This window comes from Pseudoalteromonas sp. BMB (assembly GCF_001709235.1).
GTDB classification, from domain to species: Bacteria; Pseudomonadota; Gammaproteobacteria; order Enterobacterales; family Alteromonadaceae; genus Pseudoalteromonas; species Pseudoalteromonas maricaloris.
Window position 1 is genome coordinate 41,231 of the sequence record NZ_MBQA01000158.1, and the last position, 24,023, is coordinate 65,253.

Annotated in this window: 17 protein-coding genes; 10 read left to right on the forward strand and 7 right to left on the reverse strand. The window is 38.1% G+C overall.

Annotated features, from left to right (window positions below):
* Nucleotides 1-6 precede the first annotated feature (6 nt).
* On the forward strand, nucleotides 7-1,107 hold the full coding sequence (locus BB427_RS10030) for an efflux RND transporter periplasmic adaptor subunit (protein ID WP_069020580.1): 1,101 nt from the start codon (nucleotides 7-9) through the stop codon (nucleotides 1,105-1,107).
* Nucleotides 1,107-4,214 (forward strand): efflux RND transporter permease subunit, encoded by a 3,108-nt coding sequence (locus BB427_RS10035; RefSeq protein WP_069020581.1) that lies wholly within the window; start codon nucleotides 1,107-1,109, stop codon nucleotides 4,212-4,214. The genes BB427_RS10030 and BB427_RS10035 overlap by 1 nt, the downstream gene beginning before the upstream one ends.
* Nucleotides 4,215-4,479: 265 nt before the next feature.
* Here BB427_RS10035 and BB427_RS10040 read toward each other — a convergent pair whose 3' ends face one another.
* Nucleotides 4,480-5,169, reverse strand: a complete 690-nt coding sequence (locus tag BB427_RS10040; RefSeq protein ID WP_069020582.1) for a hypothetical protein — start codon at nucleotides 5,167-5,169, stop codon at nucleotides 4,480-4,482.
* 235 nt (nucleotides 5,170-5,404) lie between these two features.
* On the opposite strand from BB427_RS10040, the gene BB427_RS10045 reads away from it, so the two are divergent.
* The 7 genes from BB427_RS10045 to BB427_RS10075 all read left to right on the forward strand — a co-directional run bounded on the left by BB427_RS10045 (nucleotide 5,405) and on the right by BB427_RS10075 (nucleotide 12,281).
* Nucleotides 5,405-7,525, forward strand: a complete 2,121-nt coding sequence (locus BB427_RS10045) for a hypothetical protein (protein ID WP_069020583.1) — start codon at nucleotides 5,405-5,407, stop codon at nucleotides 7,523-7,525.
* On the forward strand, nucleotides 7,518-8,474 hold the full coding sequence (locus BB427_RS10050; RefSeq protein WP_069020584.1) for a DHH family phosphoesterase: 957 nt from the start codon (nucleotides 7,518-7,520) through the stop codon (nucleotides 8,472-8,474). The genes BB427_RS10045 and BB427_RS10050 overlap by 8 nt, the downstream gene beginning before the upstream one ends.
* A 10-nt stretch (nucleotides 8,475-8,484) precedes the next feature.
* A complete protein-coding gene (locus BB427_RS10055; protein ID WP_069020585.1) occupies nucleotides 8,485-9,405 on the forward strand; it encodes an HTH domain-containing protein in 921 nt (306 codons plus the stop codon).
* Between the two features lies 1 nt (nucleotide 9,406).
* A complete protein-coding gene (locus tag BB427_RS10060) occupies nucleotides 9,407-10,288 on the forward strand; it encodes a hypothetical protein (protein ID WP_069020586.1) in 882 nt (293 codons plus the stop codon).
* Nucleotides 10,281-11,243: an AIR synthase related protein gene (locus BB427_RS10065; protein WP_069020587.1), complete on the forward strand. Its 963-nt coding sequence runs from the start codon at nucleotides 10,281-10,283 to the stop codon at nucleotides 11,241-11,243. Before BB427_RS10060 ends, BB427_RS10065 begins: the two co-directional genes overlap by 8 nt.
* Before the next feature lies 1 nt (nucleotide 11,244).
* On the forward strand, nucleotides 11,245-11,805 hold the full coding sequence (locus BB427_RS10070) for a hypothetical protein (protein ID WP_069020588.1): 561 nt from the start codon (nucleotides 11,245-11,247) through the stop codon (nucleotides 11,803-11,805).
* 164 nt (nucleotides 11,806-11,969) lie between these two features.
* Nucleotides 11,970-12,281, forward strand: a complete 312-nt coding sequence (locus BB427_RS10075) for a hypothetical protein (RefSeq protein WP_069020589.1) — start codon at nucleotides 11,970-11,972, stop codon at nucleotides 12,279-12,281.
* A gap of 346 nt (nucleotides 12,282-12,627) precedes the next feature.
* Here the strand turns inward: BB427_RS10075 and BB427_RS10080 are convergent, their stop codons facing one another.
* Together BB427_RS10080 and BB427_RS10085 are read right to left on the reverse strand one after the other, a co-directional pair.
* The gene (locus BB427_RS10080) at nucleotides 12,628-13,761 is read right to left on the reverse strand and encodes a hypothetical protein (protein WP_069020590.1); all 1,134 of its coding nucleotides are present in this window, start codon (nucleotides 13,759-13,761) and stop codon (nucleotides 12,628-12,630) included.
* Nucleotides 13,758-15,341: a TnsD family Tn7-like transposition protein gene (locus BB427_RS10085; protein ID WP_083229864.1), complete on the reverse strand. Its 1,584-nt coding sequence runs from the start codon at nucleotides 15,339-15,341 to the stop codon at nucleotides 13,758-13,760. The genes BB427_RS10080 and BB427_RS10085 overlap by 4 nt, the downstream gene beginning before the upstream one ends.
* Before the next feature lie 610 nt (nucleotides 15,342-15,951).
* On the opposite strand from BB427_RS10085, the gene BB427_RS10090 reads away from it, so the two are divergent.
* Nucleotides 15,952-18,384: a PAS domain-containing hybrid sensor histidine kinase/response regulator gene (locus BB427_RS10090; RefSeq protein ID WP_069020591.1), complete on the forward strand. Its 2,433-nt coding sequence runs from the start codon at nucleotides 15,952-15,954 to the stop codon at nucleotides 18,382-18,384.
* 13 nt (nucleotides 18,385-18,397) lie between these two features.
* Here the strand turns inward: BB427_RS10090 and BB427_RS10095 are convergent, their stop codons facing one another.
* The 4 genes from BB427_RS10095 to BB427_RS10110 all read right to left on the reverse strand — a co-directional run bounded on the left by BB427_RS10095 (nucleotide 18,398) and on the right by BB427_RS10110 (nucleotide 24,016).
* The gene (locus tag BB427_RS10095; protein WP_069020592.1) at nucleotides 18,398-20,113 is read right to left on the reverse strand and encodes a two-component system response regulator; all 1,716 of its coding nucleotides are present in this window, start codon (nucleotides 20,111-20,113) and stop codon (nucleotides 18,398-18,400) included.
* Nucleotides 20,114-20,124: 11 nt separating this feature from the next.
* Nucleotides 20,125-20,544, reverse strand: coding sequence for a response regulator (locus BB427_RS10100; RefSeq protein ID WP_039492843.1), 420 nt, complete (start codon nucleotides 20,542-20,544; stop codon nucleotides 20,125-20,127).
* An 11-nt stretch (nucleotides 20,545-20,555) separates the two neighbouring features.
* The gene (locus tag BB427_RS10105; RefSeq protein WP_139119063.1) at nucleotides 20,556-21,638 is read right to left on the reverse strand and encodes a PAS domain-containing sensor histidine kinase; all 1,083 of its coding nucleotides are present in this window, start codon (nucleotides 21,636-21,638) and stop codon (nucleotides 20,556-20,558) included.
* Nucleotides 21,639-21,727: 89 nt separating this feature from the next.
* On the reverse strand, nucleotides 21,728-24,016 hold the full coding sequence (locus tag BB427_RS10110; RefSeq protein WP_069020593.1) for a hybrid sensor histidine kinase/response regulator: 2,289 nt from the start codon (nucleotides 24,014-24,016) through the stop codon (nucleotides 21,728-21,730).
* Nucleotides 24,017-24,023: the final 7 nt, after the last annotated feature.

Genomic DNA, 24,023 nt, shown 5'->3' on the forward strand with positions numbered 1-24,023 from the left:
ATCACAATGAACATCAAACGTTGGCTTATGGCCGTTGTCCTCATTCTCATCGTTATTACCAGCCTTGGTTTTGTGAAGTTTACACAAATCCAAGCGGCAATCGCCTTTGGGGAATCTTTCCCAGAACCCTCGGCTTCGGTCAAAAGCACGTATGTATCAACCACTGAGCATATTAAATCGGTTAAGGTTGTAGGTCAGCTCCATGCCAAGCGCACCGTCACCATTAGTAACGAGTATCCAGGTCTTATCACTTACGTCGGTTTTCAGCCCGGTGAGCAAGTAGCAGCGAACCAAGTATTACTGCGCCTAGATAGCAGCATTGATGAGGCAAATCTATTAGCGGCTAAAGCTCGAGTAAAGCTTGCTAAATCAACCTATCAACGGGTTGCCAAATTACTAGAACAAAAACGGATCAGCCCAGATGAGGTAGACAAAGCCGAGGCTGAAGTTGCAATTAATCAGGCAGACGTAAAACGACTAACCACATTAATCGAGAAAAAAACCATTCGTGCACCTTACCCGGGTCAAACGGGGTTAGAACAATATCAGGTTGGTCAATTACTTGATGCCAATAGCGAAATCACTTTCTTGGTTGGGTTAGACGACAGCATTTGGGTGGATTTCAAAATTCCACAAACCTTAGCACAACCTAACATAGGCGAAGACGTTAGCGTGGCAATTTCTAATACCAGCGGCCAAGTGCCTGCTCGCGTATCAGCCAAAATGCCAATGGTCGATGTCGCATCGCGTCAACAAAGTTATCGCGCTGAGCTACAAAACAGCAATGGCACACTCAGCCACAACCAAATGGTGTTAGTCAATGTACCAACCGAGGTCGTGAGCGCCGCAGTTGTACCAACCAATGCAATTACGCGCAATCACTTTGGCGAGTTTGTTTATGTACTTGAAAAGGACGACAGCCAAAATTGGCGGGCAAAACCGGTAAAAATCACATTAGGCGATAAGGTCAACGATCAGCAACTTGTGCTATCAGGCCTTAGCGGTGGTGAATTTATTGCTGCTGAAGGCGCATTTAAGCTACAAGAAAACTTACTGGTTTATACCGATCAGGTTGCCGCTGTTGATGGCAATAACGGAGGCCAGTAATGAGCGCATTACACGAAAATAAGCCGTCTATCATGGATATTTTTGTTAACCGGCCGGTACTGGCGATCGTGGTGTCATTGCTTATTGTACTAGCAGGTTTTAATGCCGCCCGAGATATATCGGTGCAGCAATATCCAAAAATAGAAAGTGCCTCACTGGTGATCAACACTGTCTATACGGGCGCTGCCGCAGACGTTGTAAAAGGCTATGTTACCGAGCCCATCGAGCGAGTGGCCTCTACCGTTCCGGGTGTCGACTATGTAGACTCAATAACTACCTCGGGACTTAGCAAAGTCACCGCTTGGCTTGAACTTAATCATAGTACCACCGATGCCTTGGCTGAGCTGACTACCCGATTAAACCAGATTAAGTTTGAGTTACCCAGCGGAGCGGAAGATCCAGCCATTCAAATCGTACGTGCCGACAGCCCATATGCGGTATTCTATCTCGATGTAGAATCTCAAGGTCTGCCACGTAATAACGTGAGCGATTATTTGATCCGAAATGTTGTCCCTTCTATGTCTGATATTCCCGGTGTACAAAAAGTGACACTGGAAGGTGGCCGCGATCCAGCAATGCGAATTTGGCTCGATACCGAAAAGCTCGCTATTTATGGCGTAAGTGCTAGCGATGTATTTGCCGCGCTACAAGCAAACAATACCATTGCCACCTTAGGTTACAGTGAAAATAACAGACAGCGCATCGATCTGATGGCCAATACCTCGTTAAAAACGGTAGCAGATTTTAACAACCTAGTGGTAAAAGAAATCGATGGCACGCAACTCAAGCTTGGTAACATCGCCACGGTAGAACTTGGTGAGGCCGAAGGCATGGTAACCGCACGCCTTGATGACCACGATACGGTATTCTTAGCGGTGTGGGCATTACCAGGTGCCAATGAAATCGATATTGGTGATGCCCTGTATAAAAAGATTGATGAGATAAATACCATCTTACCCGACGGCATGCATTTAAGAATTGGCTACGATGGCACGCTTTATATGCGTGATTCCATAAAAGAAATCTTCACCACGCTTGGGGAAACCGTCCTACTTGTGGGGATTGTTGTACTCGCGATGATGGGCTCGTTTAGAACCGCCATGGTGCCGCTGGTTACCATTCCTATCTCTATTTTAGGCGCAATCGCGGTGATCTCAGCAATGGGCTTTTCACTCAACCTACTGACCATTTTGGCTATCGTGCTTTCTGTTGGTTTAGTGGTGGATGATGCCATCGTGGTGGTTGAAAACGTTGCGCGTCATATGCGCGAAGGCAAACCCAGATTACAAGCCGCGCTTATCAGTTCACGTCAATTACTCGTCCCAATAATTGCCATGACGCTGACCCTTGCAGCGGTCTACGCGCCAATCGGATTTTTAACAGGTTTAACGGGGTTCTTATTCCGAGAGTTCGCGTTCACCCTAGCCATTGCGGTATTAATTTCTGGACTAGTTGCTATTACCTTATCGCCCATCATGAGTGCTTACGTTAATCCCGAAGGCGGTAAAGAAGGTAAATTAACGCAAAAGGTCAATGGCTATTTTGATCGATTACAAGCGTTCTACTTTCGAGCACTCGATACCTTGTTTAAGTGGCGTCCACAGGTCTTTTTTGTCGCTATCGTGTTCTCTTTATTGTCGGTGCCGTTTTACCTGTTATCACAAAAAGAGCTAGCGCCCATCGAAGATCAAAGCAGTATCCAAGTCGTAGTGGAAGCACCACCTGAGTCTTCTCAAGCTTATACTTCAGCGAAAATGAATGACACAGCCGAAGTCATGAACGCCACTGAAGGCGCTGAGTTTACTTGGCAGATTATTACGGCGGCAGCAGGTTTTGGTGGTGTAGAGCTTGCACCATTTGATGAGCGAGAAAATTCAGTACACGACTTACTATACGATCTATACGGCCGGTTAGGCAGCGTGACTGGACTAAGTTTATTCCCTATTCTACCAGCATCGCTTCCTACCGCAGGACAGTTTGACGTTGAAGTAGTATTCCGTGCCAGTGACGACCCAACCGCGATGAAGCAGTACGCCGATGAGATTATTCAACGCGCCACCGCCAGTGGCAGCTTTATGTTCGTCAATACCGACCTAAAAATCGACCTGCCGCAAGCCGAGCTTGAAATCGACCGAGAGCTGGTTGCAGACTTAGGTCTCAGTTTGTCGTCGGTAAACGAGCAACTTAGTATTTATATGTCGAATAATTTTGCCAACTACTTCAACAAAGAAGGTAAAGCCTACCGCGTCATTCCCATTGTCGGCGATGGCGAAAGGTACAATCCTGAGAACATTCTTAATATGCAAGTAAGAACCGATGCTGGCGATCTTATTCCGATTTCAGCGTTTGCTACCTTGCGCACCTTTACAAGCCCTAGAGTGCTTGGCTCATTCAACCAGCAAAACTCGTTTAGAATATTAGCAGGCACACTACCACACATTACCAAAGAGCAAGCGCTCACACAGGTAGAGGAAATTGCAGCAGACGTTTTACCTAGTCACTACTCAATTGACTACGCTGGCGAATCAAGACAGCTAAGAAAAGAAGGCAATACCATGGTTGGCGTACTTTTGTTTGCCATGATAGTGGTGTTTTTCTTACTGACGATCCAGTTCAACAGCTTTAGAGATCCGCTCGTGGTACTACTCGGCTGCGCACCGCTGGCACTCGCAGGTGCATTGATGCTACCGTTTTTATCACTCACGACCGTCAACATTTACAGCCAAATCGGCCTAATTACGCTTATCGGTTTAATAGCCAAAAATGGCATCTTGATTGTTGAATTTGCGAACCATTTACAGCTTGAAGGTAAATCGAAATTTGAGGCGGTAAAAGGGGCTGCGGCCACACGACTGAGACCCATACTGATGACCACAGGTGCAACCGTGCTTGGTCACTTCCCCTTGGTATTGGTAACCGGTGCAGGCGCAGAAGCGCGCAACAGCATAGGTATTATCTTAGTCGCAGGCATGCTCATTGGTACTTTCTTCACTTTGATTGTCTTACCGCTGCTTTATGAAAAGTTAGCCAGCGATCACCGTGGCGAAGCCGAAACCATTGAAACCTACCCAGAAGCGCAATTGGTAGGCAAAGTCGGTATGACGTGATAACTGGCTAACAACTAAAGGACACTAAGTATATGCTTAGTGTCCTTTTAAATTGGTAAAAGCCTTTCTTTTGATAAGCTACAATTAATATCAATCTATAGCCGTTTTTGAGCGTGATTTGGGCTTGTTTAGGCACAATAAAGTTTGCCCGTAAGGATAATAGAAGACAAATTTTTATCCCTATTGAGCATAATAAATGATATTTCATTGATGTCGAAAAAAGTTTATAGCAATTATACTCCTCTAATTACCACTTACTCCCCAGCTAGGAAGCTTCTACTTCAACAAGAGACATAGTGTATAGTTTATTACCTTCCTTCTGTTCATATTTTTTAGAATGCATTTTAACAAGTTGAAGTTTTAGTCCTTTCTCTAACAGAGCCTCACACTCGTGCCCATGACTCTCACCATCAAGGGGCATAAGAAAGGCACGTATTTCAGGATTTATAATCTTGATCACATATAAAAAAGCATGGTCATCTTTATAGGTCTTGCCCCGCCATAATGCGTTTCTTAGAGCAACTTCTGGTTGAAATGAAGTCGAAAGAGGCGTTGACGTTGTAAAAGGCTTACCCTCTTTAACAGGTAAACTACCACCATGGTACAGCATTAGTTCGCAATCTAAGCTGACACAGTGGCTGGCAATCGCATTGCTTAGTTCAGTACTTTCCCTGCCTTTGTTAGTCTGTTGGTAAGTTCTAATTTCTTTAGGAAGCGGCTTTAAAGAATTAGCTCCATATAACTTTTTCATTGCAGCGTTATTACGCAACACATTGGAAATATGAAAATCTAGCCCATTGCATGCTCCCTTTTCCAAAATATATTCGGCTGCTTCCAAATGGTTACTAACTACCTTCATAGGCTCTTCTATGCATTCAAGTTGAGAAGCGTCACGCAAAAAAGGATTTCTTTTTTTGATAGGTATTTCTTTATAAGGGGGGTCGAAGAAGTTCATATGTATTCTTTAAATCAACTAAATTTATTAAAAATATCACGTTAAAGTGATGCTTTATGATAGTTTTTTTGATAATTTTTGTACTTACTTTTCAGCAACACTTCCACAAGGGTAATATCGGCACAATTAGGCAAGAACTAGATGATCTATCGTCAAAACTTTAAGGCTAGTTGGTGGGTACGGCTTAAAAATATTTACCATTGTGATATAGATTCATCAGAAGGATCATAAGCTTATGAATAGACCGGGAGTAGTTTTAGAAGAAATGATGGGGATGATTGGTCCATCATCAAATCCTTTAGCGCCTATGTTAGAAGGAATTACTAACTCACTAGAGTCCATTCTTCACTTACCTGATGACTTTGAAAGAAAAATATCAATTGAACTGCATTTTAATGATAGTGATGACAACGAAGGTGGTAAGCGTTTAGATTACATGATAATTGAAGATTCAGGGAATGGATTCAATGATGAAGCATTTACTAGATTTAGTAACTTACTAGACAAGAGCAAAGGATTTAAAAATAGAGGTACTGGCAGACTTCAATATTTGCATAGATTTGGTGAAGTAGTCATTGAAAGTAATTTCATCAATGAAGGTTCATATTATTTAAGGAGTTTTAAGTGTAATAAACAATCATTTATCTCTAATATCATATGCAACAATTCGAATTCTGAGATATTGAAGACAAGAGTAAAATTCCTTAACCCTAATCTAAGCAGTAAAGACGTTAAATTTTATTCTTCTTTATCATTTCAAAAGTTTGTGTCGATAATTAAGTCCCATTTTGCATTAAGGGCATATTTGGAAAAGAAAAAAGGGATTACCTTTCCCAATATAGAATTAAAGTATTGTTATGCTGCTTCTGATCCAGAAACGATGTTAATAACAAATAATGACTTACCCCAGCCGAGTGAGCGAGGAACTTTTGAAGTAAATTATCTAAGTGCTAGTTTAGATAAAAATAGCAAACTGTGTTGGCATATTGATAATTCCAAGCCCCCTGAAAAATTTGAATGGCTAGTTTTTGACTTCACTGAAGATGAAATTGATCGACATGGAGCATTCTTATGCTCAAAAGATATACCTATTGAAGAGTTAGAAAATCCAGTTTTGAAAAAAAGCAAAGGCTTTAAAGGGACTAAACGATTAGCTGCTTTTTATGGACCTTACTTAGATAAACCAGAAAACGTCAACCATGCTGTAGATTCATTCAATATTAAGTCTAAAACCGAAGTATCAAATGTCAGCCGTGATCTTTTTGATAATGACTCTGCTGTTTATATAGATGATATTAGAAAACAAGCTAACAATGAACTTAACGTAATCTTCAAAGAAGTAATGTCCGCACAAAAAGCGGCTGAACAAAATGTTCACAAACTTGCTAAAGAACTAGGGATATCACAACAGTTTGTGAACAATGTACTAAAAAATGTATCGTTAAACGATGATGAAGATTCAATTACAAGTAAGTTACTAATAGAAGAAGCTCGGTTTATTGCTGATAAAAGCAACACAACCAGAAAGTGTCTAGATAATATAAAAAGCCTTGATCCCACAAGCGATGATTATAGGGAAAAACTTGAGTTAAAATCGAAAGAAGTTGCAGAACTAATTGATGCCCAAAATAAAGAAGAGCTTTCAAAGTATGTAGTTCGCAGAGGTCTAGTTGTAAAGCTGTTGAGCAAGATACTTAAAAATGAGCTAGATGTACAAACCAAAGAAATACCCAAAGGAAAGAACAGAGATCGAGAAGGCATCATTCATGATCTCATATTTAAAAGAAAAAAAACTAGTTCAAGCATAAATGATCTTTGGATATTAGACGAAGAATTTGTTCATTTTGATGGGTTTTCTGAAACACAATTTACCAAGATGCAGCTCAAAGATGGCAGACCATTTCTTGCTCCCGAAGCTTTAGAGGACATGAAAGGAATGGGGTTTAAGCCAGATCGTAGACCTGATGTCTTTCTATTTGCTGATGAAGGAAAGTGTATCGTGATAGAGTTTAAAGAACCAGAAACAGATTTAGCCGATTACCTTCAGCAGATGCCAAGATATTGCCAACTAATTGCGAATTATGGTCAGGTAAAAGTTGAGAAATTTTATTGTTATTTAATTGGTGAAAAAATATTCCCTGAAGCTGATTTGAATGAGTATGAAGAATCAGTTACTGGTTCTTGGTATAGAGATTCTATTCCGGTTCGGGCTACAAAAAAGAATGATCGAAGTGTAATTGCAAATATGAGGCTTGAGGTAATTAAATTATCTGATGTGGCAAAAAGAGCACACATACGTAACAAGAGTTTCGCTGACAAATTGGGGCTAGATCAGCTACTGGATAATTATGAGTAATACACAATTTATTGAAACTAATGAAACTGTAATTGTTACCTCTGGTTCTGCTTATATCGACATAGATGTTCTCGCTTGTTCTTTGGCATTAAGTTATTTACATAGACTATGTGGTATAGAGTCAATCGCATGTCATACAGGTAAAATGAATGGAACAATTCCCGAATCTGTAAAAGTCGAAGTTTATGACTTATTCGAGAAAACATTACCCTGTTCAGGTAGGTTCAAGTATGCATTAGTTGATGTATCCAACCCTCGGTATTTTGAAAGTTTTGTAGATCATGAAAAAATTATCGAGGTTTATGATCATCATTTTGGATTTGAAAAATATTGGAAAGATAAACTTGGTAAGTTTGTGCAAATAAGTCACGTAGGTTCGTGTGCAACATTGATATGGGAAAAATATGTCAAACTTGAAAAAGTTCATCAACTTCCAGAGTCGATAGCTAAATTACTTTATTTAGCAATCGTCTCTAACACATTAAACTTAAAAGCATTTGTAACAACTAATAGGGATATTGAAGCAAAAATTGGTATCGAGAAACTGGGATTTTTCGAATCGGAATTGATAACGGAGTACTATTCACATATTGAACATCAATTATTGAATGATTTTAAGAATGTTCTTCTAAATGACGTAAAAACTCACGATTGGAAAGGTGAAGATTGCTTCATTGGGCAACTTGAGATGTTAGATTCCGAAGAAATAATCGAAACATACTTTTTAACAGGTACTGCGACTAAATACATAAAAGACAAATATGCGACGAATGGACAACTTTGGTTTGTGGTTATTTCGGACATAAAAAAAGGCTATAACTTTATTTTTACAGAAAATAAAAAAACTAAGCGTTTGATTGAAAGAAATTTTTCATTTATCTTTGATGGTAATTTCGCCAAGTCGGATAGACTATGGATGCGAAAAGAGTTTATTCGAGACATGAGTTAAGGAGAGTTTAATGGAAAAGAGCCTTCTAGACATAATATACATTGTCTTAGAGCAAGTTCAAAAACCCTTGACTGCGGAAGCGATCTTGAGAGAAATAGAATCAAATAATTTATATGATTTCACAGGTAAAACTCCTAAAACAGCAATTAGAGCAAGGCTTGCTGAAAACATTGATCAATTAGGAAGCGCATCAGTATTTGTTAGGTTACAGAAAGGAGCATTTGGTCTGAGAAAATGGCTAAATGACAGCCCCGGAAAATATAAAGAGTACGAAGCGAAGAAGAAAAGAAATCAGCTAATGGATGAATATTTACCTGTATTTAAGAGAAATCTCTTACCCCAAATAGTCTCCATAAATGGTTTAAACGAAGTTCCTATTGATTCTAATTGGTTCAAAGAAAATTGTACGCCTATGATTAGACATGAAGCAGAAGAGGATTACTCTGTTGTTCAATTAATCTCTGTTTTTATAATTATATTTGAAGATAAAATCATAACTCACACTAGATCTGCAAAAGCTCCTGAGTCAAGGTTACATGGAGAACGGTCTATTGTTTTTGGAGGGCATATTACATATGAAGAAGTTAATTCTTTATTTGACCCTTTTGACCCAGAATCGACTCACCCATTTATTAAGAGAGAATTAGAAGAAGAAATTACTATTTCACCAGATTCAGTTATGAAACCAATTGGCTTACTTTATGATTCTACAAGAGATGTAAGTAGTCAGCATTTGGGGCTGGTATATTTAGTTGAAATGATTAATGAAGATTACGAAATTGGTGAGAAAGGCTATCACATTAATGATGAATTAACTCACATAAGTGATGTTATCAAAAACAAGACGGATTATGAGAATTGGTCTGTGGAGCTTATAGATAAAGTTCTTAAACAGGCATCATCAACTAAGAAGAATAATAAGGACAACTGATATGTTAAATGGAGAATTTACCCCTATTTTACAATCAATAGTAGCTGCTTTTATATACCAACTCCTACTTTCTGCGATAAATGCCATTATTTCAGTTACCAATAAGCACTCAAGTAATCACGATTGGAGGTTTCAAAACCTTACATGGTTAATTACCTCGACGGCCATCGCTTCTTTTCTATTGGCAGTGCTGTTTGCAACGCATGTGATAAGTGAATTTGTATATCAATCAACAGTTATTTATATAGTAGCAGTTAATTTTTTTGTGATGTCGAGAAGACTTGTAAAATACATGCAAACAGGGATAGTAGGAATTGATAGAGAAATTGCCAATGGAATTAATTACAAGCAGTCACTTCTACTAACTAAAGATAACTTAAAAATGCTAGGAACTGGGGGGCATAAACTTACTAAGAATGAGCAAGAGTTTAAGAATGCAGTAAGGAGCGCAACTCAAGAAAACCCAGCAAAATTCTTGTTGTGTCACCCTGATAGTAAGGCTTTGAAAGAAATTGCAAATAGAGCAGGTGTTAGTGAAACTAGATATAGAAATAATGTAATTGAATCTTTAAGAAAACTTAGCGAGTTAAAAGACAGTCATTATTACATTGAGGTTAGATTGTACAAAGCTGATGAAATACCGGAAATGCCGATATTTCGCTTGATGTTTTTCAATAGCAATTATTGCATGTGCTCATTCAATATATTTGGCAATGGGGAAAGTACGGGGGAGAAAACTCCGCAAATGCATTTATATAAAAAACATAATACCGATGGTGAAGGCTCTTTCTATACTGCATTCTCGCGCTATTTTGATAGGCTTTGGGAGCTAAACAAAGAAAACGAAGCAAATTTTGTAGAATTGGGACTCAAAAATGCTTGATTATGATCAAACATATTTTGGATGTGGGAATAAGCTCCCTGCAAATAACTTACGAGATCTATTGGAAGAAGTAAGCTACTCATTTTTATTACCAGATAACAACATTGTAAAAATTGATAACGGATATATACACAGTACAATTGATACTGTTTTTCCATTTGTTGACGATATCTCTACATATGTCATGGCGACTATTCTACACTGTGCAAATGACATATACGCGTCTGGTATAAAGCCGATTCAAGCAAGTGTAAGTGTTGGAATTAGCAACAGTCTTGATAAAACTGAAATCAGGTTAATGTTTAAATGTATACAAGAAGGATTAGATGCACTAGGAATAAACTCCTGTAATTACCATACCTTTAGGGCTGACCAAACATCTATTACTATTACAATGAATGGAATATCCCGCGAACTTAAGCCAGAGTTTGAAATGAATGGTTGTTACGATATTTTTCTCACAAAACCTGTTGGAGTTTGGTCAACTAGAAATATTCGCTGCCAAGAAGAAGATTTTTCAGTTAAAGCTATTTTGAGCAATAATTTGGAGTGGTTGGATTTTATTCGCTCTGATTCGGTCAAATATGCAACGGATATATCAGGCTTTGGCTTAATAGGTCATCTAGCATCAATTATTCAAAACAAAAACTACCTAGTTTCTTTGAGTTTAGATTCGGTTTTAGGTCCCTTAAATTTTGAAGCTAAATCCGCCCCCTACTTTCTGGGGTGTTCTGCAAAATCAAATCTAGAATCATTCGGCTCTCTTGTAGAAAATATACAAGAACTTGATGACATAATAATTGATGTCTTGTTTGGTGGAGAAATAAATGGCCCAATCCTAGCGATTGTTGAGCGAGGTGCTGAATTAGGCGAGTGGTTTGACAAGTTAATACACATAGGCACAGCTTCACCTCATATGAGCACAAAAAATCAAATAATAAAAGTTAGGGATTAATATGGTAGTTGGATCAATTCATGGAAGGTTTCAGCCGTTTCACAATGAGCATTTAGAGTACGCCCTAGCAGCATTAAAATCCTGTGATTTTCTTTGGATTGGTATTACTCAATACGATATTGAAGAATTAAAAAAGTGCAATGACTCTCCAAATAGAAGCGTTCTTTCATCAAATCCACTTACCTATTTGGAAAGGATCAATATTATAAAAGACGCATTATTAGAGGCGAATATCGATAGAGCCAGATTTGATTTTATTCCATTCCCTATTGATGAGCCTGAAAAACTTTACCAGTTTATTGATACCAAAACTGTCTGCTTTACGACAATTAGGGAATCATGGAATAAAGCCAAAGTAGAGCGCTTGTCACAAGCGGGCTATAAAGTTGAAGTTCTTTGGGAAAATCTTGCAGATAAAGAGGTTTCATCAACTTTGATTCGAGAGTCTTTGCTCAATGGTGACGGTGAATGGAAAAACATGGTTCAATCTTCAACACAACAGCATATTAATTCCCTTAATCTGACCAATCGACTTCGAGAATACCTTCAACAAGAATCATAAGTTCAAGGTTATTAAGTAAAAAAAGATACTTCATCTGCAAGTTTTGTAGTCGATTACAAAATTTTTTGAATGAAAAACTCAGGATTAGATCCATGCATTTAGTATGTTTTTAACCACAAATTTCCTACTATCGAACTTTACTGCTCATGGGGTAAGGGGAATTTATGGACACTATAGTTTGTGGTTGGCAAATAGTGACAGTTGAAGACGATGGGCACCGAATCGGTCAAGTTTTATGGGGCATATGTGTTGAAGATAAATCTTTTAGATTCGCTAAAGGTGATTATATATGTACTTCAAAATTGGTTGAAATAAAGCCAAAGAAAAATCTTATAAAAACAGCAAGCGGCAGTATCTACGAAGTTGTCGGTGACGGTAAAAAAGCTACCGTTGAACTCTGTGATTTTGAGCTACTTCGTCATGGTTTTAGCCCTGAGCAAATAGAAACATTAAAAACTACATCACATCGACACTAATGTCTCTAATAATATCAGTTCCGATACAGTAACTACTCCAGCCTATATTTGTCTCTATTCGATTGTAGATTGTCTTTGTTTGAATCTAATTGTCTTCATCTAGAATCTAATAAACTAGCTGTGAAAGGACAATAAAGTTTGCCCGCAAGGAATGATATGGACAATAAAGTTTGCCCGCAAGATGCATTAGTAACTTAAAATTATGCTCCTACACGTTAGATCTGTGCTTCGCTCTGCTCTCATATACCAACACTGTATGAGTATTTTCTAGCGTATTTTTCAAACCAATAGCTTTTCTGTTGCAACATAATTGTCCTTTCAAGTTACCGTAGAGTAAATTTGGAAGCTATAACACAAACTCCATTAGCTCCCCACTCTCCAAATCTTCCTCCGACAGAAAAGAGTTAATTCGAAAAGGCATCCACATGTAATCGCCAGTCAAGGAGATCTGTCCTTGGTCAATAGCATACCTCTTAAATGAGCTTGAGTGATGAAACAAAAACTGCAGGTCAATTTCCTCTTTGATCTCGTTATACTCAAACTTCAAAAAGGAGCAACTTTTATTCTTAGCACATGACTGGCAATCGCGCAGCTTAGGAAGCATCATAACTTCAGATAGCTGACCTCTTGGCGAAACAAACACTTTAACATATTCAACATGTTCGCTTATATATTCGTTTAAACTGGAGTTTCGTCTAAAAGACACAATCAATGCATTTAGCTTCCTAAGAGCTTGTGAGTAATCATTTGAATCTATTGGTAGATTCAATAAATTCCACGGGAGAAAGGCCCATTCAACTTTCGTTAAAAACTCAGCAACCTCACTCAGTTTGCTGAAATTTAACGTTAGCCAATTCGCCAATAAGCGCCCTAAGCAATATGGTGCATGAACTGCAAATAAGAGCTCAAGTTCCTTTGAATTATTGACCGATAATGATTCGACAGCACCCGAAGGTCTAGTTTGTGTACACACTTCGTTAATCGGTATGCCGCCAGCTAAAACTTCTTTTACATCTTCAATAGCATGTTTATATGAAGCTCTTGTTAAGTGCCGTAAGGGCAATTCATGCAAATAGCACCAAGTGTTTCGAACCCATTGATGTTTAAAATAACCGTGTCCATACTCGAAAATGGCCTCATTAACACATGCCTGACAAAATCGAATTTTCGTTTTATTTATCATCCGACTATCCTGCTTACCGTTGTTAAAAAATATACTCCATAGAGACATACAATAGTCATCGGAAGAGGTAAAAATGCCATCTTGGCAAGCTCGTATAGGCTCACCTACCTCTGCCGCTTCAAGCAAAATGCTATCATCAAGTCGATGAAAAATATGTTGTACTTCTTGATGGGCATAAGGAGATAAGTACCACATTCCATTTCTTGTTATCACTTTCTTAGGGTCTAGTTTCCCCGCAAATAACATCTGCTGCCGAAATAGAAAGCTTTGCAGTGATTCATCCAAAGGTATATTCATTTATTTCTTAACTTATAGTTTTCAATAATCGTCATAGCTGTTGGTAGTTTATGTCTATATCTCGTCAACCACCCATGAGCACCTAATAACTGTTCTAACTTAGTTAAAGTTACGGATTCTGTATTCTTAGACAAAAGATCACCGAGTTGTTTTGAAAGCTTTCTATCTCTTTCTTTCCAATCAACCCTTTGATTCCTACAGCCCTTAATCGCCGTTGGCAAAATGGTGCTCAACCAATCATGTTCGTGATTATATAACCAATAAAAAGCTGCATAATTACTTCTCTTACAATCTTGCCTAGATGCAAGCGGGTGTGTCTTAATAAAATTCATTATTGTATATTTATATCTACGACGCTTTGAGTCAGATTTACACTTCCTTCGCCAAATCACTAGGTCAGGACGACTAGAAATAAGTTGCTCAACACTTCCACTTGATATGCCATAGCGATTAGCAATCTCGCGTCGGTGAAATCCTTTCTTAGCTAAATTTATAATATATAATTTAACTTTTTTGGTTATGATTTTCGGCTTTGATTCAAATTCAACATTTTCTTTTAGTGCTAACGTTTTAATGTAACACCTGCTTCTACCAGTCCTCCGACTAATCTCAGCCATAGAATGACCTTCCTTTAAAAGCTTCAAGCATTGCGCTTCAATAATAGTAGGGTCTGGCTTTAGGCTTCTATTCAACACAGGCTTAACTGCCAAAAATTGAGCTACATTTAAATCCGACAGGCAGTAAGCTAATAAAAGGTGTTTGAAGGGATGCTGATTAACATTAGGTTTCAAAAGATTAGAGAAATATTTATAATCACGCTCAGACTCAGGCATTAGCTCGGTATAAGGGAAACCCAACTCTTCAACTAATCTCGCAAGTTCAGTCGCTAGTAACCGCCTTCGAATACACCCACCTTTTGTCACATACCCTTTATCTGCCAAAATAGGTAAGTAATCATTTTTAAGCTGCTTACCTGCTTGTATTGATTGTAATATTTTTGATGTGTACTTAGCAAAACTAAAGGCTTTATCATTACAGTTGAAAGTATTGCTACTTTCACAAGGTAACAACCCTTCGTGGACTTGACTAGCTTTATGCAAAGGTTTGTGGAGAAGCCATACTGGATGACTACAGCAACATTCAATTCCAGGTATCTGATGCTCAATATGCCAATAGGCCACCCCAAAGTGCTTAATATCGCTCATTGCACATAAAGGGCAATATTTTAATGTTAAACATTCGTGTTCCCTAAAGTTCGCCAGCTGGCAGCTTCTGAAACCATAAGGTGTAGATAACGCTGAGTAGTAAATTTCATTACTATGCGAAGGTAAATAATGGGCAAAAAGCGGGAATAGTGTCTGAGAAAAGTATAAGCTATTTGCTGACTCCTCCGCTTTACTCGCTATTTTGATAAGATTTGACGTAAGATATGGATGGAAACTAGCTCTTGAGCTTCCAAGTAGCCAGAAATAATAATGAGGGCGACTGCTCCCCGAGATTGTCAGGCCCCGGATTAAGCGGCTAAATAATGTTTCACTAGGAAGGACTGAAGGTAATCGCAAAACAAAGTCTAAACTCACTCTTGATTAATATTATTATAGACTCAAGTTTCAAGATAAAGACAGAATCTATTGTTGAGTAAAATGTTAATTAACAACAGTATTCGATTTCCATTGTTTGAACTTACAGACATCACATGCATATTTAATAGCATTAGCGTCAGCATCACTCGCTGTTCCTTTTGGTCTATGACTTGTACTGCGAATGTTATATGTTCTTGTTATTAGAAACAGGTTGAAAATCCCCCGTTCGACAACTTCTTATACTTGCATTTTTCTAGGTCCATTTGCTTTGTAGTTTAATCCGCAAGCTGGTGACCAATTTCCAACTACGTTACATTCTGAATGCACCTGAATCTATTGCTCGACATCATCGTTATAAGGCCAATAACAGATGGAGATGCTACTTTTCCGCGGACGGCTAAAGGCTTGTTCTGACTGAGCCCAAACATGAAGCATTCGGCTCAACACGTATTTTGCAAGGTAGTGTTGATAGCAGTTGGTGCATTCTCAGTTATTTCATTGAAGTGAGAAAACTCTTTTATTTTTCTGCTAACAATGTTTATTCCCATTCTATACTACTAACAGGTCGAATTGTTTAACATACTTAACGCCGCATACTAGGAAGGACATGGTAAGTAAAAATCAACTTGAATTAGAAAAAGAAATCCACAGTCTTAAATCTCAACTAGCTGAGACTTCTTTTGAAAGAGACAAGTATAAAAAGCTGTTCGAGGCTTCAGGAGATGCATTATCTATTCTAGACCTCAATACAGGTAAGTTCATAGAATGTAATCAAGCTGCTGTGGATTTACACGGTATCAAAAGTAAAAGTGAGTTTTTGTCATTATCACCAGCGGATATTTCCCCAAAGTATCAACCTTGCGGCCGTACTTCCGAAGAACTTGCGATGGAGTACATAAGAAACTCTCTGACCGAAGGGCCTCAGCTTTTTCAGTGGAGCCACTCTAATTTAAATGGCTCAACATTCCCCTGCTTGATATCACTTACAGCTGTCCAGATCCAAGGCGAACAGTTAGTTCTTGCAATCGGAAGGGATATATCTGAATTAATTGATGCTAAAGAACAGCTAAAAAAAGCAAACACCAATATCAAACGTTATAAAACAGCTTACCAAAAGGAAAAGATGAAGTTTGAACGCTTTGTCAACTTAGCACCGATTGGTATTGCTGTTAATACACTAAAAGACGGTACATTTCACTATGTAAACAATGAGTTTAGTCGAATGACTGGATACTCTGTAGATGAGTTGAATAATACTGACTATTGGCAAATTACCCCTCCGAAATACCAAGAGGAAGAGCAAAAGCAACTAATTAACTTGAAAGAACAAGGGAGATACGGACCATATAAAAAGGAGTATATTCATAAAAGTGGTCGCACTTTTCCCGTTCTATTATCTGGTATAAGAGTGACTGATGAGAATGGCGAGAACTCTATTTGGTCAGTCATTCAAGATATATCTCCGCAAAAAAAAGCTGAAGAACAGCTTAGAATTGCAAGAAATAAAGCTGATTCTATGGCACTTAGAATGCAATTAGCCAACAATTCAGCTCAAATAGGTGTATGGGAGTGGGACTTAGTCACAAATGAACTGATCTGGGATGAGCTAATGTTCAAGCTCTATGGAATATCAGAAGTGCAGTTTACAAAAGTTTATGATGCTTGGGCTAATGCTGTACATCCTGATGATATAGAGTTTGCAAGCGCACAGTTACAAGCAGCAATAGCTGGTACCGGAGTTTATGAGCCAGAATTCAGAGTTATACACCCAAATGGTGCGGTCAGAACAATCAAAGCAAGTGCGGAAGTTATTAGAGAGAATGGAAAAGCAATAAAAGTTGTTGGCGTAAATTATGACGTTACTGAAAAAATAGAAGCAATGGAAATCTCTGAAACGGCTAGACAAGCAGCTGAACATTCATCTAAGGCAAAAAGTGATTTTCTGGCTAATATGAGCCATGAAATCCGAACGCCAATGAACGCCATCCTAGGCGGCCTACAACTACTCGAAAATGCTAATTTAGAACCCGACTTAGAGAAAATATTAGCTAATGCTGTATATTCTGCCAAAAGCTTACTTACCATCATTAACGATATTTTGGATTATTCAAAAATTGAATCAAATAAAATTGAGCTGGAAAGCACTGAAATCTCAATTTTAGAAATTTTGGAATCGGTTAAGTATGACTTAGATGCTTTGGTCAGTAACAAAGGTATAGATTTCGCCGTAATAGTAGATGATAGCTTCGAAGATGGGTGGCTGGGTGACCTAGTTCGAGTAAAGCAGATTGTACTTAATTTGGCATCTAACGCTGTTAAGTTTACCAACAATGGAGAGGTCAAAATAGTTGTTAGCTGTCGCACTTATAATGACAAAAAAGCTGTTTATTTAAGTGTCCAAGACTCAGGTATTGGAATGAATGAAGATGCGCAAAAACGTATTTTTGAGCGTTTTTCCCAAGCAGATACATCAACAACTAGGAAGTATGGTGGTACTGGTTTAGGTATGTCAATAACTGTGAGTCTCATTAAGTTAATGAATGGCAATATAAATTTAATTAGTGAGGCAGGTAAAGGCACAAATGTTGATATCATTTTACCGTTAGAAAGAGCAAAGAATTTATCAAAACCTACCCACAAAAAATCGTTCACACCGCCCAATCTAGAGAACACTCATATCTTGATTGCGGAGGATAATAAAATTAACCAAATTTTAATCAAAACCATGCTTAAAGAGACAAACGCTACATATGTGATCGTTGAGAATGGTGTATTGGCTCTAGAAGCACTCAAAGAAAAAACATTTGATTTAATACTTATGGATATACATATGCCTTTCATGGATGGGGTCGGCGCAATAAAAGCAATACGAAAGGAGGGTAACCTGATTCCTGCTGTTGCTCTAACTGCAAACGTTATGGTTGAAGATGTTAAACACTATCTGGAAATAGGCTTTAATGCTCATATTGCAAAACCAATTGAACTCCCAGTTCTATATGGTATTTTAGCCGATTATGCTAAATCAGGAGGCTTAAGCTGAATAAATCTTAACTTTACCTTACAAGCTCTTTATTCAATGACTTAATTGTCCTTAGAATGTTCTTTTCGGATATAGGGCTTGAAAAGTAGTAACCTTGAATTTTATCAACTTTTACTTCTTTACAGATATAATATTGCTGGTAATTCTCTACCCCCTCTACAATAATGCTTAATTGCAAACTCTTAAGCATGTTCACTAAACCCAAAAAAATTCGCTTTCCGCGCTCCTCAACTCCAATTCTATCTGTCAAAGATTTATCTACTTTAACAATATCAATAGGATAATTAAGTAAGTGCGAAATTGAAGAGTAGCCTGTACCAAAGTCATCTAATGCAATCTTACATCCAAGCTCTTTAATACGTTGAAGGCTCGAGCTTACTCGCTTACTTTCAGTTAATAGCGCCGTTTCAGTTAGCTCAAAAGTAAACAAACTGCCGTCGATGTCTATACGCTTAAGGCAATCATTTATATATGCAGGTAGGGAAATATCTTCAAGTTGCAGTGGAGAGAGGTTTATTGCTAAGCGAACGGGATACCCAAGCTTAGTATTTACTTCCTTTAGCGTAGTAATTGCACGTTCGATAATCCATTTGCCTAACGGCTCTATCAGCTTGGATTCTTCTGCTATCGTAATAAACTCTTGAGGATTGCTAGTGAATTTGGCAGTAGGCCACCTAATTAAAGCTTCGAGTGAAACAACTTTGGGTAACTGAATATCTACAATAGGTTGAAATGCAAGTTCCAATTCTTGCCTTTCAATTGCTCCTCTTAAATCTTGTTCTACATTGTATTTCATTTGAAACTCTGTCTGCATGTTATCTTCAAATATACAAGCAGAAGAGCTTTGCGCTGATTTTGCTCTAAATAGCGCGATATCAGCAAACCGTATTAAGTCATTGGAATTACTACCATTTAGAGGATACAGTGACATTCCCATCCTAATTTGGCAGTAAACGTCCTGAGACTGGATTGAATAAACTCGACTTAGTACCCTAATGAGTTTTTCAGCTTCAATTTTTATCTGTAAAGGGTTATCACATGAGACCATCAAACAGGCAAATTCATCTCCACCGAAGCGACTTACTATATCCTCTTGTCTAGTATGTCTCTTGAAGCTTGCTCCAAGCTCAATAAGAAGCTGATCTGCCACTTCATGACCAAAACGGTCATTAATCTTTTTAAAGTTAACAATATCGGCTACAAGAACACCTGCACATTTATAGCGCTTTTTATCTGCCTGCATCAACCTTTGACAAGTTTCCTCAAAATAATAGCGGTTATACAAACCTGTTAACGAGTCAAGTTCAGCTAATTGTTTTACTTGAAGGTAACTTGTATGTAGTTGCTTTTCTAACTCAAAACGCTTTTTTGCTTGCAGAATAGAGCGCGTTAAAAGTGACGCTGTAACCTCTTCTTTGAGGAGAAAGTCTTGCACGCCTAGATCTAGGCATTTTAGTATCAACTCTTCTGAATGTGAATTACTAATCATCACTATTGTAAGCTCTTTTATATGATTGATACGCTTTAGTTCAATTAGCAAATCCAGGCCATTTTTTGAGGGCATATTGTAGTCAAGAAGTAGCAAGTCAAAGCAAAGCTCTTCTAGTGCAAATATTCCCTCTTCTACGGTGCTAACCTCTGTCAATTGGTGTTCAATTCCTCCTTTTATTAGAGAGCGACGGATCATCTTGCGATCAACAATATCATCGTCAACAAGCAGTATATTCATACATCACCTCGCTACTTCGTTGGGAATTGTACAATACGCCAATATCCATCTAACATATCAACAAGGCTCATCATAGAGTCGCTTGCTTCTTCTTTTAGGAAATATCCAGCCACATTTTTTTCGTAGCTATAGTGAATATCATCTTCATCTTTTGAGGTGGTTAACACAAACACAACCGTGTCTTTTAACTCGCTGTCGGCTCTCAGCTTTTCTAGGAATTCAAGCCCCCCCATTCGAGGCATTTTCAGGTCTAGTAAAATAATATAGGGATATCCAATTTTTTTACCTTTCAGAAGCTCTAGTGCCTCCACACCATCAATAGCTCTAACCATTGGGTTCATGATTTTTCGTTTAGAAAAGCTTCGCTTTACTGTCATATAATCAATGTCATCATCTTCAACAACTAATACCGTAATATCATTATCTTGCATTGAAATTATACCTAATTGGGGTTAACTATGGTGTCTACTTTTGGCCACCTAACGACAAACTCTGTTCCAATATTACTATCTACAATATTTATTGAACCGCCATAATGGTTGAGTACTTTCTTTATTATCGCCAAGCCCATCCCACTACCTTCTTGCTGATCTCGTGGCTTCAGCGTTTGGAACATTTCAAATACTTTTTGTCGATATTCAGTAGGGATCCCTGGACCATCATCAATAAAGTGCATTTCATATTCATTAGAGCTTTCTTTTACTTGAATAATTAGTGATCCACTTTTTCGGTCATGATGCTTGAGTGCATTGCTAATTAAATTGCGGGTGATCACTTCTAGTGCTGTCTTCGGAAGGGTTACTTTTATTGGTGTACACTCCAGTTTCAACACCAACTCAATATCAATAGAGTCATATATCTCTTTGGTAAACTCACCGAACTCAAATGTTTCTATTTCGCTGTGCTTTCGATTTACTCGGGAATAGATTAGCAAGTCGTGTAGTAACTTGCTCATACGAGCAACTCGCTGTTGAATTAAGTCAAAGTTTTCCTTAGCACCTTCAGGAAGCTCATCGCCGAAATCCTCATCAATCCAAGTAACCAACTTCGAAATCGCATTTAACGGCGCTTTTAAATCATGTGATGCAATATAAGCAAACTCGTCTAGTGCATCATTGGACCTTTTTAATTGTGCCACCAAATGCTCTCTTTCAGTCACATCACTTGAGAGCCCGAGAATAAATACAGCCCCTTTTGAGTTAAAGAATCTCTTTTTTCGAGTGTATAAAGTTCTTACACCTCCATCAGGAAACGTAATTGTTTCCAAGCATTCAGCATATCCCAATTCCAATGCTTTCTTATCATCTTTGATAAATTCTTGAACCTCTTCAGGGTTGTAGGACTCAAGTGTAGTGAATCCTATTATCTTTTCCCTTGCTTCTGAGGGGTACATAGAGCGAAATGCGCTATTCGCTTTTACGATCCTAAGTTTATCGTCCTTAATGAATGCATAGTCTGGAATATTGTCAAAAATGAGGTCTGACAATGAGTCGTCACCAACAAATTGCTCTGCTTTTTCATCCATGCCAATCTCCTTTATTTTCTTATTACTTATAAAAGGGCATTTTATCTTTATAGACTCTGGTGTAGACAATGCAAGGAAACTACTTGAGTTTAAGCTAAGTTAATTTGGCTCGAAGAAGCCTTTGAATCAGGCTGTTTTAAAGCTTTATATACAACCTGTACAAATTCATGGTGATCTATTGGTTTGGATATAAAAGCGCTCATTCCAACTTCAAGACACCGCTTTTTATCCTGCTCAAGAACGTTAGCTGTTAATGCAATAATCGGTATATCACGGTAGTCTCTATATTTACGGATATGTTGTGCTGCCGTAGGGCCATCCATTTCAGGCATTTGCATATCCATTAAGATCAATCCAAACTTCTCAGCTTTACAAAACTCTACGGCTTCTAGGCCATTTTCAGCAATAATAATATTTTCTAGTCCCATATCCTTTAGCATTGACTTCGTGACTATTTGATTGATTTTGTTGTCTTCTACAAGCAGAATTTCAATGTCACGATTAATAGTGAGTTTAATTTCTTGGAATTGTGAGTCTATGTCTTCATTGACTAGTTCGGAAATAGGAAACGTAACAGTAAAGCTGAAAGTCGAGCCTTCCCCTAAGCGACTCTCAACTTCGAGTCGAGAGCTCATCAGGTCTAATAATTTGTTTGAGATAGTTAAGCCCAGACCTGTACCGCCAAACCGGCGAGTTATAGAGGTATCGGCTTGGGAAAAAGCCTCAAAAAGCATTTCTATCCTGTCTTGTGGAATACCAATTCCCGTGTCAATGACACTAAACTTCAGCTGTGCTTTATCTACATTTTCCTCTTGTACTTCCACTAGTAATTTTACTGTGCCTTGCTCTGTGAATTTTATTGCGTTGCTAAGTAAATTCAGTAAAACCTGCTTGAGTCGAACAACATCTCCTGCAAGAACGTTTAACTTTATAGGTATATTATTCTCGATAATTAACTTTGCTGAAGATGATTTATTAAGCGTTTTTCCTGTATGTTCGAGTTCATACAATAGCTTATTAAGTGCAAATGGTTGCGATTCTAGCTCGATTTTTCCAGCTTCAATTTTACTCAAATCGAGAATATCATTTAAAATAACTAGCAAACTTTTTCCAGATGAATCAACAAGCTCAAGCATATTTATTTGCTCTTTGTTTAAGTCAGTTTGCCTCAACTGTCTTACCATCCCTAAAATCCCATTCATAGGTGTTCGGATTTCATGACTCATGTTGGCTAAAAAGTCAGATTTTATTTTTGATGTATGCTCAGCGACCTGTTTTGCCTCAATAAGTGCCTCGCTTAGCAATTTAAATTGATTTGCGGCGTTGGCTAGCGTGCCTATTTCATCTTTTCGTTCAAGGCCTTTTATCTCGTCAGATAAATTTCCTTCAATACAGTGCTGAAAATTCTCGGTAAGCCGCTTAATTGAACGGATTATATGGAAGTGAAAAAATAAAACGAAAAACACTAAAAAGAGTAAACCGACAGCCATTGATATTTTGATTATTCTCTCAAAATCGAGAACTTTTTCCTCAGCAGTATTTCGTATATAGTCTAGCCTTGATAATGAGTCTGTTCTCAGCTTATCCACTAAGTTTGAGAACTCCACAGCATCACCGGCCATTACCACATTGACTAAAGTTAAATAATTTCGATTTGCTTGAATACTTTTATTAAATGCGTCTCGAAACTTATGAACTTGGGCTTGCAAATTAGAAGTAATGTCACCACTCACCTTATTGCTAAAAAGCAACTTACTTTCTATTTTTTCTAGCCCGTCTAAAACCGCTTTTTTCTTCTTGTAGTCTTTTTGTGTTAGATACAGGTTTGCATCTCGATAAAGCGTCAACCATAAATCTAGCAGTTGATATATAGTGATTTTATCCTGACTAGAATCGCTGTCATTGAGAAATAATCGTAAGTAAACTTCCGCTTCTTTAAACACCTCTGGTAGCTGGATTTGAAGCAAATATTTTCTTTCTTGATATCGCTGCATGAGCACACTTAAGTTACTACCGTACCTGCTAACAATTTCCAACAATGAATCTATAAGCTGCTTTTCTACTTCGCTTTGTGCCTTTGACTTTATTTCTAAAAGTCTTGTGTTGATTAGCTTCTGGTTGGCCTGCACTTTTTCATAGATAGCAGGACTGCCAGAGCTGCTAAACACTGAGATATCACGCTGCAACTCCACGATTTCTTTGTTAATCTTAAGTACCGATACAGAGCTTTTTGAGACATTCAAAGTATTAATTAGAGTATTATCAATAACTTCTACACGCGAGCTTAACACTATGTACACAGCGGTTAGACTTGCAGTGAATGCGAGTAAGACCATCAGTATCTTGCTAGAAAGCGATCTAATTGAAAGTTCTGGCATATTAGCG